The 14,013-nt window shown below is 46.4% G+C and carries 12 protein-coding genes; 4 read left to right on the top strand and 8 right to left on the bottom strand.

Translation table 11 applies throughout. From position 1 onward, the window contains the following. The first annotated feature begins 30 nt into the window (after positions 1 to 30). Positions 31 to 1,095: a PorP/SprF family type IX secretion system membrane protein gene (locus ACT29H_RS07695; RefSeq protein ID WP_444821037.1), complete on the top strand. Its 1,065-nt coding sequence runs from the start codon at positions 31 to 33 to the stop codon at positions 1,093 to 1,095. 72 nt (positions 1,096 to 1,167) lie between these two features. Here the strand turns inward: ACT29H_RS07695 and ACT29H_RS07690 are convergent, their stop codons facing one another. From ACT29H_RS07690 to pruA, 5 genes are all read right to left on the bottom strand, one after another. Further along, entirely contained in the window at positions 1,168 to 2,457 is a 1,290-nt protein-coding gene (locus ACT29H_RS07690; protein ID WP_444821036.1) for a glycosyltransferase family 2 protein, read from the bottom strand. A gap of 73 nt (positions 2,458 to 2,530) precedes the next feature. Continuing rightward, positions 2,531 to 3,157, bottom strand: coding sequence for an OmpH family outer membrane protein (locus tag ACT29H_RS07685; protein ID WP_444821035.1), 627 nt, complete (start codon positions 3,155 to 3,157; stop codon positions 2,531 to 2,533). Positions 3,158 to 3,327: 170 nt separating this feature from the next. Next, positions 3,328 to 3,648 carry a hypothetical protein gene (locus tag ACT29H_RS07680; protein WP_444821034.1) on the bottom strand — a complete coding sequence of 107 codons (321 nt, stop codon included), beginning with the start codon at positions 3,646 to 3,648 and terminating at the stop codon, positions 3,328 to 3,330. Between the two features lie 95 nt (positions 3,649 to 3,743). Next, positions 3,744 to 4,055 carry an FtsB family cell division protein gene (locus ACT29H_RS07675; RefSeq protein WP_444821033.1) on the bottom strand — a complete coding sequence of 104 codons (312 nt, stop codon included), beginning with the start codon at positions 4,053 to 4,055 and terminating at the stop codon, positions 3,744 to 3,746. A 657-nt stretch (positions 4,056 to 4,712) separates the two neighbouring features. Then, positions 4,713 to 6,344 (bottom strand): L-glutamate gamma-semialdehyde dehydrogenase, encoded by a 1,632-nt coding sequence (gene pruA, locus ACT29H_RS07670; protein ID WP_444821032.1) that lies wholly within the window; start codon positions 6,342 to 6,344, stop codon positions 4,713 to 4,715. Between the two features lie 400 nt (positions 6,345 to 6,744). Here pruA and ACT29H_RS07665 point away from each other — a divergent pair, with 400 nt between their 5' ends. After that, positions 6,745 to 7,485 (top strand): DUF4469 domain-containing protein, encoded by a 741-nt coding sequence (locus ACT29H_RS07665; protein WP_444821031.1) that lies wholly within the window; start codon positions 6,745 to 6,747, stop codon positions 7,483 to 7,485. A 446-nt stretch (positions 7,486 to 7,931) separates the two neighbouring features. Here ACT29H_RS07665 and ACT29H_RS07660 read toward each other — a convergent pair whose 3' ends face one another. Further along, positions 7,932 to 10,403 carry an alpha-ketoacid dehydrogenase subunit alpha/beta gene (locus ACT29H_RS07660; RefSeq protein WP_444821030.1) on the bottom strand — a complete coding sequence of 824 codons (2,472 nt, stop codon included), beginning with the start codon at positions 10,401 to 10,403 and terminating at the stop codon, positions 7,932 to 7,934. Positions 10,404 to 10,660: 257 nt separating this feature from the next. Here ACT29H_RS07660 and ACT29H_RS07655 point away from each other — a divergent pair, with 257 nt between their 5' ends. Further along, positions 10,661 to 10,876 (top strand): hypothetical protein, encoded by a 216-nt coding sequence (locus ACT29H_RS07655; RefSeq protein ID WP_444821029.1) that lies wholly within the window; start codon positions 10,661 to 10,663, stop codon positions 10,874 to 10,876. A 230-nt stretch (positions 10,877 to 11,106) separates the two neighbouring features. Then, positions 11,107 to 11,277, top strand: a complete 171-nt coding sequence (locus ACT29H_RS07650) for a hypothetical protein (RefSeq protein ID WP_444821028.1) — start codon at positions 11,107 to 11,109, stop codon at positions 11,275 to 11,277. Positions 11,278 to 11,319: 42 nt separating this feature from the next. On the opposite strand, the gene ACT29H_RS07645 is transcribed toward ACT29H_RS07650, so the two are convergent. Together ACT29H_RS07645 and nqrF are read right to left on the bottom strand one after the other, a co-directional pair. Then, positions 11,320 to 12,348: an FAD:protein FMN transferase gene (locus ACT29H_RS07645; protein ID WP_444821027.1), complete on the bottom strand. Its 1,029-nt coding sequence runs from the start codon at positions 12,346 to 12,348 to the stop codon at positions 11,320 to 11,322. A gap of 405 nt (positions 12,349 to 12,753) precedes the next feature. Continuing rightward, entirely contained in the window at positions 12,754 to 14,013 is a 1,260-nt protein-coding gene (gene nqrF / locus ACT29H_RS07640; protein WP_444821026.1) for an NADH:ubiquinone reductase (Na(+)-transporting) subunit F, read from the bottom strand.

Here is a 14,013-nt window from a genome sequence, read left to right as displayed (position 1 = left end):
TAGCCAATAACTTGAATATTTTTTATACTAATGAAGGAAGTAATCAGACATATTGTTTTTCTCTTGGGGGTAATTCTAATGGGTTTGAGTAATATTCGGGCACAAGACCCAACCTTTTCGCAGGTCTATGCCTCCCCGGTTTATCTGAGTCCTTCCTTTACGGGTTTGACTGATGGTAGTCGCATTGCGCTTTCGTATCGCGATCAATGGCCCGGTATTCCCAATACCTACAGCACCATTTCCTTTTCTGCCGATCACTTCTTTGATCAGTACAACAGTGGTGTGGGCCTCGTATTTGTTCGGGATGACCAGGGCGGTGGTCAGCTCATTACCCAGAATATCGGGTTGGTTTATGCTTATGAATTTCCCATATCTCATTCCATATACGTCCGGCCCGGTCTCAATTTCAAATATTTTGAGCGCAAAATAGATCCTGCCTCCTTGCTATGGGGGGATCAGATTGGGCCTGAGGGAGACATCCTGGCCAGTGCCATTGGCGATTTCGAAAAAGAGAGTTATAACAAGTTTGATGCCGCTGCCTCGGCCATGGTTTACAGTAATGATTTTTGGGGTGGCGTTGTGGTCGATCACCTTATCAAAAGCGATCTGGGCTTCACCGATATTGAATCGACCATCCCCATCAGAACCACTGTGTATGGTGGCGGTAAATACCGGTTCAGAAAGCGATCCAGAAATCAGGATGAGGTGAGCGCCTCTTTGGCCTTTATGTATCGGATGCAAGACGATTTTCAACAGCTCGACATGGGAAGCTACTGGTACATTAATCCTTTTGAACTGGGATTATGGTACCGCGGGTTGCCCATTGGTGGCAGCGATGGTTTGACCAATAACGATGCTATTATTTTTATCGTGGGATTCAATCTCGGGAGTGTCAGGCTTTCATACAGCTATGATCTCACCCTTTCCGATCTCGCCGGACATAGTGGGGGCGCCAATGAGTTTTCCCTTATCTACCGGTTTTCTACCTCAGGGGTTAATAAGTCGCCCAGAGGAGCCATCCCATGCTCCGAATCGGGTAGTAGCTGGATGCGGAATAAAACTTCTTTCAGAAAGAACAGCCGGACCCTGTTTTAGTTAAAGGCAGAATAATGGATTACAGATGGTGCAGAGATGAATGGTTCTTCGTCTCTACACCATTTTTTTTGGCTATTCACCACTGCCTTTTTCCAATTCCCGGTACTTACGCAACAGCTCTTTTTCGTCCAAAATATCGGACGGATCTATGCCGGTGTTCTCCAGGAGCGTGTATGCAGCGTCAAAAACGTCGGTTTTGGCGTAAAAATGCTCGTGCGAATAGTTGAGATACTTAACAATGCGAAAGGCGTTAAAAGTGGTGTAGAATCGCTTTATAAAGGTTTTTTCGCTGTTGCTGTTGTTCCGGATGATGGACAGCTCTTCTTCAAAATGGGTGTTGAGCAGAAAACTTCTGAGCGGACCCGTCAGATGATAAGACCATGCCTCAAATTGATCGGGGGTAATAGCCCGTAACTCCCCGATTCGCGAAAAAAAGTTTGCCAGATCGTTAAATGCCTCCGGATTATAGGTTGTTCCCAGCTTTTTGATACCATCCACATGCTGGCGGATGCTGGCACCGGTCCCAAAGATGACCCTGTCCGATGGCCTTGGTGACGGGTAAACCGTAGTGGTGGTTATTTCACCAAACCCGCCAAGAGGTATCAGTTTTTGCAGAAAGTAGAAGTCTTCACCCGCTTGTTTTCGTGGCATGCCTCCCGCCTGGACATATTTGACGGCCCTAAAGGTCATACACGACCCGATGGTGTGTGCGGCATAGGGGAATCCGGTGTTCGCCAATGCCCGCAGATAATAGCGCAAATGGAGCTCATAAAGGGTGATGGCATCATAGATCTCCTGCGAATAGTCTTGGCCTTCCAGGGGATGCTCAAAGTATATTACCGCTCCCTGATGTTTGGGGTCGGAATACCATTCTTCTATGGCTTGGAAATAGTTGGGTGCAACGGGTGAATCGGCGTCCAGACAGGTTATTATTCCGTCAGGATGATTCAGCTCATAAAATCGCCGTACCGCTTCATCGAGCCCTGTTTTTCGAGCCATTCCTGCACCAAAGTGCTTCTTGCGTAAATGCCATACTTCCAGCGCATGAATCTGAAGCCAGGATACTGTTTTTTTGCGGTTGTAGGCCTTGACCTGGCGGCTGCACCGTTCCTGTTCTTCCTGTACCTCCCGGCGATCCTTTTCCGAGGTGTTGAATACCACAATAACTTCTACCGCTCCCGAAGGGGGATGGCAGGCACACAGAGCGTCCAGCGTCCGGAAGAGATAATCCTTTTCCAAATAAGCGGGAATAACCACAATCTGTTTTAATGACGGTGGCGGCGGATCCGCTATTGGGTGGGTAGGAAAATGCTTTTCCAGGTAATGCTCTAGAAGGGCTTGTTTTTTTTCCCGGGAGGTCATACTGTGTCAAAAAAAAACAGGCCATCGTAAAAGTGACTTAACAATGACCTGATTCGTGAAATATCTTTGTCAATTACTCCTGACTGTTGGAATTACTTTTCCCTGCCTTTTGATACCGTTTGTTGAGAATGTCCACCACTTCATCGGTGATGTCTAAGGCTTTCTCGGCATAAAGAATATTGTCGCCCAGTGTGTTGCTGAGCACCATCTGTACCGATCTGGTTTTGGCATATTCTTTCAGGAAACCGGTAATGGTATCCCTCAGCTCGCGATTCATGTTGTTTTGTTTCTGCATGAGCTCGGCCGACAGCTTGTTGTTCAGTTCTTTCAGTTTTTGTTCTTGTTGGCGGAGCCTTTCTTCTTCTTTTTGTGCCCGGTCGAGGCTCAAAAAGGCATTGTTTTGTACTTTCCGTTGAAAAGCACGCATATCGTCCTGAAATACTCTTGCACGTTCGTTAAAATCTGCTCTGGATGACTCCTCCTGTTTCAGCAGCTCCTCGTTCAGATATTGGGCATACTCGTAATTGATTAATAAAGAATCGGTGTTGATGTATGCGATAGGGCAACTGTCGCTCGCTTCATTATCGATATTGCCTTTGGATTCCTTCGCGGAAGAGTTGTCATCGGAAAGAACAATAAAAAAGAGGGCAGCTACTGCAATCAGCAGAATGGCGTTTAGGACGATCGATAAGTTCTTCATACGTAATAATTTTGTTTTTTGTGGAAGTATCTTATTATCAACCCCTCTGTCGAATTACTCAGGAAACGACAGTTGGTGTCTTTGGTTATTTTGATGGTTGATGAGGACAAATATAACTGTATTGTTAAAATATTAAAAGATTATGTAGTGATTTTGATGCCGGGAAATGATTAAGTAATTTTTCGAAAGCTGGCGTAGCCATCTAGGATGGCTGAAATAGCCACAAAAAGAATCCAGTACGATCGGTGGAAATATATGGCCAGCCCGCCAACCAGAAGCGACAGTGCACTCACCCACAGGATGGCGTTCACCCGTCGCCGCGGAGATATGGATACAAAAAAATTATAGGTCCTGACCCCTACAAAGGGAATTAGTCCTGCACCGTATACCCACAGGGCGGCAGGGGTATCGGTCATATGCATAACAATTCCGGTAAAGATTAAGATCATTCCGGCATAATAGAGGCCGCTAAAAAAACGGATAATATTCATAATAATTGTTAATGATTGCTAAGTCGTAATTGTTTGTCTGATTATTTTCATCAAAGTTCTTTGGGGAGGGGAGGGGGTGAGAGCGAAAAGTGACTTCATTCTTCCAGGACTATAAAGATGTCTTCGTCCGGCTTTTTCATGAGATACTGCTCTCGGGCAAATTTTTCCAGATTTTCCGGGTCGCTTTGAAGCTCTTCCATCTTCTTCTTATTACTGATAATTTCCTGTTGGTAGTGGATCTTTTGCCGCTCTAGCTCTTTAATTCTATTGGACAGGGCACGCCGGTCCATGAGGTTATTCTGGTCAAAAAAGGTGATCCAGATAAGAAAGGCCAAAAAAGCAATTACATACCTGTTTCGCAACAGCGGTAAAAGAAGTCTTAAAGTGCTTTTTATTGCCCTTATCATCCGTATAAAATTTGTTTCATTCATTGGTCGGATGGAACCCGCATGACTCATGGTTTTATCCATGTTCTTTTGTGACCATTTCTAATGGTCATGCTCGTTTCATCCGTATGAAATTAAGCTCAGTTGATGAACCTCCAAAGATTCCTTTCCTGAAATGGATTCTTACTGTGCAAATTTAACTATTTCCGAAGATTATGCAATTAAGTTGTCGGGCAGTTATTAAGATCGATGGGGAATCATTATTTCTGGGTGGCATTGGGTGATCGGGAAACGCTATAAAGCGTTCTTTAAGGTGGAGGGGTGTTACCACAAAAGCATGTGTAAAAAGAGAGAGGCAGAAATGAACAGACTGAAGGGAGTTGCATTTATAATATGATGGCGAAAAACTTGATTAGGCGAGTTCCATTCCGCCAATGACCAAAGTAAGTTTTATCCGGGTAAAATGGGGAATAAGCCTTTGTTGCTCCTCGTTGCCTTTCTTTGTGCATGGGTGATGCATCCCAACGATGGCTTTTGCTTGACGGTCGCAAAAAAATATCGGGCCTTCGCGGTGCCTGTCGAATAAATGAGAATAATTCCATTCTGCTCTCAATATTTTATTCCCGATTCGTGGTGTAAAGCACCCGAGGCCCGATATTATGTGGTTTCTACCTGATTCTATTCTTCCGCCATAAACGGATATTTAAAATCGGTAGGTGGCACAAAGTTTTCTTTAATGGTACGTGGAGAAACCCATCGAATGAGGTTGAGGAGCGACCCGGCCTTATCGTTGGTACCCGATCCTCTGGCACCGCCGAAGGGCTGCTGACCGACCACTGCACCGGTGGGTTTATCGTTGATGTAGAAGTTTCCGGCGGTATTGACCAATGCCTTGGTCGTTTTCTCAATGATGTAACGATCCTGTGCAAATACGGCACCTGTCAGTCCGTACATGGAGGTTTTATCCAATATCCGGAGTGTTTCATCATACTTTTGATCGTCGTAGACATAGATGGTTAACACGGGTCCGAAGAGCTCTTCCTGCATGGTGCGATAGAGCGGATTGGTGGTGAGAATAATGGTGGGCTCGATGAAATAACCAACCGATTTGTCACATTTACCGCCTGCAATAATTTCTGCTTCGGGATGGTCGGCCGCTTCCTTAATTACGGCCTCCAGTTTATTGAACGAAGACTCATCAATGACCGCATTGACAAAGTTGCGGAAATCTTCCGGCGGCCCCATTTTCACTTCGCTCAGTTGACGCAACACCTCCTTGCGTATCTCGTCCCATCGGCTGGCGGGGAGATAGGCCCTTGATGCTGCCGAGCATTTTTGTCCCTGGTATTCGAAAGCGCCTCTTGTAATGGCCGTCGCTACCACATTGGCATCGCATGATTTATGGGCAATGATGAAGTCTTTGCCACCCGTTTCGCCCACAATTCTGGGGTAACTTTTGTATTGATGGATATTGTTGCCAATGGTTTTCCAGATGGACTGGAACACTTCGGTGGATCCGGTGAAGTGGAAACCCGCAAATTCGGGATGGGAGAATACTTCGGCTGCCACTACCGGGCCCGATGCAAAGACCAGGTTGATGACGCCATCGGGTACGCCGGCTTCGCGGAATATCTGCATGATAATATGTGCCGAATAGATGGCTGTTTTGGAGGGTTTCCACACCACCACATTCCCCATCATGGCGGGGGCCGATGGTAAATTGCCGGCGATCGAGGTGAAGTTGAACGGTGTAAGGGCAAACACAAATCCTTCCAGTGGGCGATACTCCACACGGTTCCAGGTGGTGGCCGACGAGGTGGGCTGGTCACCATAAATTTGCGTCATGTAATAGACATTGAATCGCAGGAAATCGGCCAACTCACAGGCACTGTCGATTTCGGCCTGAAACACATTCTTGGACTGCCCCAGCATGGTGGCGGCATTGATCTTCTGACGATAGGGACCCGAAATTAAGTCGGCCGCCTTCAGGAATATGGAAGCCCGGTGTTCCCAGCTCAGGGCTGACCATTGGGTGCGGGCCTCCAATGCTGCATCGATGGCTTGATGGACATGGAGTTCATCCCCCTGATGATAATGCCCCAGACAATGTTTTAACTCATGCGGAGGATGGATCGATACTTTATTGCCGGTTCTGACTTCTTCACCACCAATAAACATGGGGATGTCGACCTCCTGTGAACGAAAGCGTTCCAGTTGTTTTTTCAATTCCACACGCTCTGCACTTCCCGGTGCATAAGAGAGGATGGGTTCATTCTTGGGAGGGGGTACACGAAATATTCCTTTTGGCATGATTAACAAGTTTGAGAGGTTAATTAATGTTTTTGTTTCTATACAAATCTAATTCATTGTCCTTGATTTGGCTATGAAAAATGTCAGGTATTAATGACCAATTGTCAAGGGGAATGGCTAAAAATCAATTGGCTTTGTTCGGGGCGGGAAGGAACGCCCCCCGGGGCCCGGCAGTAAGATCTTGTAAAAAAATTTATTTTTTTGTTGGAATTTTTTTCGAAATGGATTAAATTAGTACCACTTCTATGCAAAAACGTCCGGCAGTGTCGGGCGATGATTGTTGATTCCATACAAAAATGATCTTAAGTATTTACCGGGACTGAATAGCTGATTGTTGTTGCCAATTAGGACTGATTTGATGGTTAAATTATATTCATTGTTTAACTAAAATTGATTAGTTATGGCAAATATTAAAAACTCAGTAATTGTCGAGTTGTATGACCTGGCAATAACCGGAAGGAAAGATGATCGGTTTGGCAGGGTTGTGGTAACCAGAAGACTTAACGAAGCTGATTTGGCTAAAAAGGCTGAAGAGCGAGGCTCTCCCTTAAGTGCCGACATTTTGTTGACCTCCATGAACATTATGAGAGGGCTTGCCAAAGAAGAAATAGCCACAGGTGGGCATGTCACCTTTGGGCTTGGAACTTTTGGTTTGAAAGTCAATGGGGTGTTCGTGGGGGATAATGCCAAATGGGATCGCTCCAAACATTCTCTTTCCATTCAGGTTTATCCATCACCTGAATTGAGGGAGATGGTCAATGAGATTGGCGTGGAAGTGCGGGGAATGGCTCCTTCAACCATGGTGATTAACTCTGTTGTAAATGTGGCTACGGGTGAAGAGAATACTTCGCTTACACCGGGAGGTGGTGCCAATGTGTCGGGAAGCGGAATAAAAATTGAAGGCGATGCAGATGGATTGGGTATTTCACTTGCCAATACTGAAACGGGAGATGTTGTCTCTATTCCCATGAATACGGTTCTGATCAATGAGCCTTCAAGGCTTTCGTTTATTGTCCCCAGTGATTTGCCCGCCGGTACCTATTTACTCACCGTTACCACCCAATATTCCGCGTCATCGTCCCTGCTGAAAGAACCGCGTTCATTTACCTTGGAATATGTACTGACCGTTGATGCCCATTAATAGTTGATTTTATTGATTTTGTTATTCAATAACAGGACTGTTGTTGAATATTTTTGCGGGCCAATGAGTAGGGGTTATCCTCTTCGACAGGGGATGGCCCCTTAATTGTTTCCGGAAGTTGGGCCACCTATCTCGAAACTTATTTTTATCAAAGGGGATTGCCGTGTTTTATGAATCCTTGGCTGTTGTGCTTCTCCTCCCACCGCAGTTGAATCCTTCCTTCCCCGGCAGTTGAATCCTTCCCGCGCTTGCTGTTGGTTTTTTCCCGCCTTGGCCGTTGAGACCTTCCCGCCTATAAGAAACGCTTTTTTATGTTAATCTGTTCCCCTCCATCTATTCCGGTAAGCTCAAGGCGCTAAAGAGAAAGTTTGGAGAGACTAATTTTTAGTGGATGGTGCTCTACTTGATGCGCGATCGGGTAGAGCACCATCTCGCTATAAATGTGATTAATAAATAGGTGGAAACTTATCCGGGAAATCTTCACCCATCAGGTTGTAAATGGCTTCGTAGAGATCTTCTGCATTGGGGTTGCTGAAATAGTCGCCATCGGTACCGTAGGCGGGCCGGTGATCTTTGGCTGTAACCGTAACCGGCCGGTTGCTCAGATGATTAAACCCACCTTGCTCTTCGATAACTTTTTGCATCATAAAGGCGGTGGCGCCTCCGGGAACGTCTTCATCGAAAAAGACAATGCGGTTGGTTTTTTTGAGCGAATTAAGGATGACCCTCTCTTTATCAAAGGGCAGCAGGGTTTGAACATCGATGAGTTCGACGGATATTCCGGTGCTTTCCAGTTGACGGGCGGCATCCCTGGCAATGCGCACGCATGAGCCATAGGTGACCACTGTGACGTCGGTTCCTTCTTTCAGTACTTCGGGAACCCCCAGCGGTATTTTGTATTCGCCGAGGTTGGCGGGTTTTTTTTCGCGGATGCGGTAGCCGTTAAGGGGTTCAATGACGAGGGCGGGGTCTTCTCCGTCGAGAAGCGTGTTGTACATGCCTGCGGCGCGGGTCATATCCCTTGGGACGCACACGTGTATGCCACGAACGCTGTTGATCACCATGCTCAGTGGCGATCCGGAGTGCCAGATGCCTTCGAGACGGTGTCCGCGTGTGCGGACGATGAGCGGCACTTTTTGTCCGCCTTTGGTGCGGTAATGGGTGGTGGCCACATCGTCGCTGATAATATGTAGTGCATACAGAATATAATCGAAATACTGAATTTCGGTGATGGGTCGCAATCCCCGTAATGCCAGTCCGATGCCTTGGCCCACGATGGTGGCTTCGTGGATGCCGGTGTCGCGGACCCTCCATTCACCATATTTTTCCTGTAATCCTTCCAGTGTTCGGTTCACATCTCCCAGTTTACCGGTGTCTTCGCCCAGGGTGAGGATGCGTGGATCTTTGGCAAACAAGGCATCGAAGTTGTCGCGGATAATCTCACGTCCGGGCACCATGGGTGCTTCGTCGGCATACTCCGGAGCTACCGGTTGCGTCAAGAGGGGTGAATGGTGGGACTCATCATAGAGGTATCGGTTGTATTTTTCCCTTCCACTTTCGAAATAATCGGCAATCCACTTTTTGAGCTGCTCTTTGAGGCCTCCTTGGGCTTGACAGGACACACAGGTGTGACGCAGAATTTTCCGGGCGGCACTGAGGATCTCTTTTCGGTTGAGGGTGATGGCCTTGTTGAGCTTATCTATGATGCCGTTAATTTGCGCTTCCCCTTCGGGGTGGCAGACACAGCTTTTTTGTTGGACCATTTCGATCAGCTGCTTTCGTTCTTGCCGGAAGGGTTCCATAAACTCTTTGAAAACTTTTTTTTGCGCCGTTTGGGCTTCGGTGAGCGCTTCCTTTTCGATGCTTTTAAGCGTTTCTTCGTCGGCCAGGTTGGTATCGATCAGCCATTTGCGCATTTGCGTGAGGGCGTCCTTTTCTTTTTCCCATTCCAGCCGCTCATTGGTTTTGTAACGTTCGTGCGAACCGGAGGTGGAATGGCCGGTGGGCTGCGTCAGCTCTTTGACATGAAAGAGTACGGGGATATGATTTTTTCGGCATTGGCGGATGCCCTCTTCATACATCTGGCACAATCCGGCGTAATCCCACCCAAAGCCTTCGTAGATCAGGATTCCGTTGGGATCGTTATTTCGTTTTTCGAAGCCTTTAAGAGCTTTGGAAATGTTGGCCTTGACGGTTTGCAGATTCACGGGTACCGAGATGCCATAGCCATCGTCCCAAACCGAGACGGCCATGGGGATCTGAAGGACCGCAGCGGCATTTATGGTTTCGAAGAATAAGCCCTGTGACGTACTGGCGTCGCCAATGGTGCCAAAAGCCACTTCGTTGCCGTGGTTGCTGAATTGAGACAGATGGCTCAACTCCGGCTGGTTACGATAGAGTTTTGAGGCGAGGGCCAGGCCCACCAGTCTTGGCATTTGTCCGGCCGTAGGGCTAATATCGGAGGTGGTGTTTTTACTTTGTGTTTGGTTGATCCAGTTACCGTTGTCATCGATGAGGCGTGTTCCAAAATGATTGTTCATGGATCGTCCGCCGTTGTCGGGGTTAAGATGAGTTCTGGTTTCCCCGTAAAGCATGGCAAAGAATTTTTCGGGGGTGATCATTCCCGTTGCCAGCATAAAGGTTTGATCGCGGTAATATCCCGATCGCCAGTCACCTTCTTTAAATTGTTTGGCCATGGCTATTTGAGCGATCTCTTTTCCATCGCCAAAGATTCCGAATTTAGCTTTTCCGGTGAGTACTTCACGACGAGCGATAAGGCTCATCTGGCGGCTCAGGAAGGCGAGTTTGTAGTCACTCAGAACTTCCTGTCTGAACTCATTGAATTTAAGTGATTCCGTCATGTTGTGGTTGACAGGATTGCCGTTTGTTTTTCCTTCTTTTTCTTTGGTTGTAATCATTTTGGTTCTGTTGTGTCGGTTAGGCTCTCCATAAGCAATTCCAACAGGGCAAAGGTAGTGGTTTGATGTGGAAATCTAATCAAATATCAAATACGAAATATCAATGGTCGAGGTTCTATGGGCCCGGCCGGGGGCGGATAAAAAAACCCGTAAACGAAATCCCTTCTTCCTGTTCTAAATATCCAAACACTAATTTGGTGAATAATGTTTAGATCCCTATATTTTTTGTAATTTTGGGGCCAGCTAAATGATTGGAAATGATATCGAAACTTCTTCTTTTATTGATTCTTAGTGTTCTTCTGGTAGGGTTAGTTTTTATTTTATTTGCCGTTCGTATTCTTTTGAAGAAGAACGGACAGTTTCCCCATACACACATTGGGGGAAATAAGGAGATGGCAAAGCGTGGTATATACTGCGCCTCTTCTACCATTAAAATGGAGGAAAAAGACCGTCGGCATTTGTTGAAAGAATAGACTGATAGAAAGGTAGGATGGTAGGAGGGTAGAATGGTAGGAGGGTAGAATGGCTGAATGGGGTGAAAGAATGATTCCTTTCTACCCTTCCACCTTTCTACCCTTCCACCTTTTATACCTGTCCAACCAAAAGAGATGTTTGGGTCCGAAATTAAAATGTTGTATCTTTGTGGTGTGAATGAGGGGCGGAGAGAAGGTGTGAAACTAAAAAAAGAAAGAGGAGGATGACTATGAGCACAGTATTAATAGTGATAGGAATAAGCATTGTTATGGTAGGCTTGGCAGTAGCCGGGCTGGCCGTCAAAAGCTTCTTTAAAAAAGATGCCACACTAACGACCTGTAGCGGCGGTTCGTGTGGCTGTAGTGCCGGTGCCGAAAGCTGTGAAACGGCGAGCCGTTAAGCTTTGGTTGTGGCGATAGATTAACAACTTTATTGATGGGGATTACTCCCCGTCCATGTATTTTTTGAATCCCGGAGTCGTTGCCGTCTTCATTCCTTCCGGGGTATCGTAGATAAAATAACCTTCCAGATCGGGGTGGTGACAGAAGAGGTCCAAGCTTTTTTCGAGCCCCAAAACCATACAAGCCGTCGCATAGGCGTCAGCCGTCATACAGTTGTCGGTAATGACCGATGCACTCAGCAGAGAATGTTGTACGGGCATTCCCGACCGGGGATCGATGGTATGGGCATATTTCCTTCCTGTTTTTTCGTCGATATAGAATTGTCGGTAGTTGCCACTGGTTGCCATCGCTTTTCCCGAGAGTTTAATAACAACTTGTATTTCGCGTTTTGAGGCGGAAGGGTCGTCAATGGGTTTGTCGATTCCGATGCGCCATGGTTCGTTTTTTTGGTTTCTTCCTTTCGAGAATATTTCACCCCCGATTTCCACCAGATAGTTGGTACAGCCGTGTTGTTCCAGCACTTTAGCGGCCATATCCACGCCGTAGCCTTTGGCGATGGCAGAAGCATCGATCATGAGACCGGGAATTTTTTTAATGAGGGAATCTCCACGAATTTGTACTTGTTGCATACCCACCAGCGATAGCAAGGAATCGATGAGGGTTGGGGTAATGGACTGTTTTTTTGAGAAGCCAAAGCCCCAGGCATTCACCAATGGCGCAACGGTCATGTCGAAAGCTCCGTCGGTAGCTTTGGTAATGGTTCGGCCGGCAGAGAGGACCGTATTGAAATGAATGTTGTTCTCGATAATGCCGTTTTTTGACCGATTAAAGCGGGAAATAACGGATAAAGTGTCGTAGGTGGAAAGAGCACTGTTGACCGAGTCGAGTGCCGCCAGAACCGCTTTATTCAGATCTTTTCCTTGTGGGCTCTTATAGATTAAATGGTAATAAGTACCGAAAACCGACCCTTGGTTTTTGACCCACTTTTCCCGGGGGGAGCAGGCGACAACCATTAACACCAGGATGATTGGCAGTGTAATATGCCTAAAGGAATAAGGATGCTTTTTCATCAGTATAAAATTAGGTTAAATCATTGGTCTGATGCAACTCGCATGATCTTAAGTTTTATACATTCTCTTGTTGTGACAAACTTAGTTGGTCATGCTCGTTTCATTGCTCTCTAGAATTGCCTGAAATGATACGTTCCTGTTTTTCGGTATTAGGGTGGTCTATAAGCCTCGCATTAGATCTTAATGCAAGGGAAAGAAATAATCCGTAGTTCAAAAAAAAGGGTCGCTTCATCGAGGTTTTAAGGGCCTTCAACCAATTGATTGAGCTTTTTGGTTCCAACAAGAGAGCCGGAGACGGTTCATTGTCAGATCAGCGTGGTGGCATGGTGGCAATCCTTAAAACTTCGGTGAAGCGACCGGAAACTATTAATCGATACAGGGGTTTAATTCCTGCGCGATGTTTTGTTATGATCCGAAATCGTCAAACATGATCATTTCTTCCGGTACACCCAGATCGTAAAGCATTTTTTGAACGGCAGCGATCATCATAGGGGGTCCGCAAAGATAGTATTCGATCTCTTCCGGCTCTTCGTGTTTGCTGAGATATTCTTCAAAGATGACCGAGTGAATAAAGCCTGTGGGGCCGTCCCAGTTATCTTCGGGCAGTGGTTCGGAGAGCGCGATGGTGAAGTTAAAGTTGTCGAAATTCTCCTGGATGTTGTGGAAATCATCATAGTAGAAGATTTCTCTTTTTGACCGGGCACCATACCAGAAGCTGACTTTACGGTCGGTTTTCATGGAATGGAACAGGTGAAAGATGTGTGAGCGCATGGGGGCCATTCCGGCACCCCCACCAATAAACATCATTTCACGGTTGGTTTCTTTCAGGAAGAATTCGCCGTAAGGTCCGGAAATGGTAACCTTATCGCCGGGTTTGCGCGAGAAGATATAGGATGAACAAACTCCCGGGTTGACTTTCTGGAAACCACCGTTAACGCGGTCGAAGGGTGGGGTTGCAATCCGCACATTCAACATGATGATGTTGTCTTCGGCCGGATGGTTGGCCATGGAATAGGCCCTAAAGGTAGGTTCCGGATTATGCATCTTGAGGTCGAACATCTTGAATTTCTCCCAGTCGCCGCGGAATTCTTCCTGTACTTCGATATCCTTGAAGTCGACATCAATTTTCGGGACATCGATTTGGATATATCCACCCGACTTAAAGTCGAGGGATTCATTTTCCGGCAGTTGAACCACAAATTCTTTGATAAAGGTGGCCACATTTTTATTGGATACGACGGTACATTCCCATTTTTTGATTCCCAGAATTTCCTGAGGAATTTCCATTTTGATGTTGTCGCGCACCTTGACCTGACAGGCCAGACGCCAGTCATTCATTTGCTCTTTTCGGGTGAAATGGCCCGTTTCGGTTGGCAAAATGGAACCGGCACCATCGTGTACCTGACAGCGACACATGGCACAAGTACCCCCTCCACCACATGCCGAGGGCAGGAAAATTTTATTGTTTCCCAGTGCTGTCAATAAGGATTGTCCACTATCTACTTCCAGTGTTTTTTCACCGTTGTTAATGTCGATGGTGACTTTTCCCTGCGGGGTTAGTTTTTTCTTGGCAAAAAGAAGAATCGAAACCAACAATATTATCACCGTCAAAAAGACTACCGCACTGGTAACGATTACTTGTGTTGAAATAACTAATAAATTCAT

It is taken from the genome of Thermophagus sp. OGC60D27 (assembly GCF_052400625.1).
Lineage (GTDB): Bacteria > Bacteroidota > Bacteroidia > Bacteroidales > Marinilabiliaceae > Thermophagus.
This window is presented reverse-complemented; position numbering and strand designations above follow the sequence as displayed.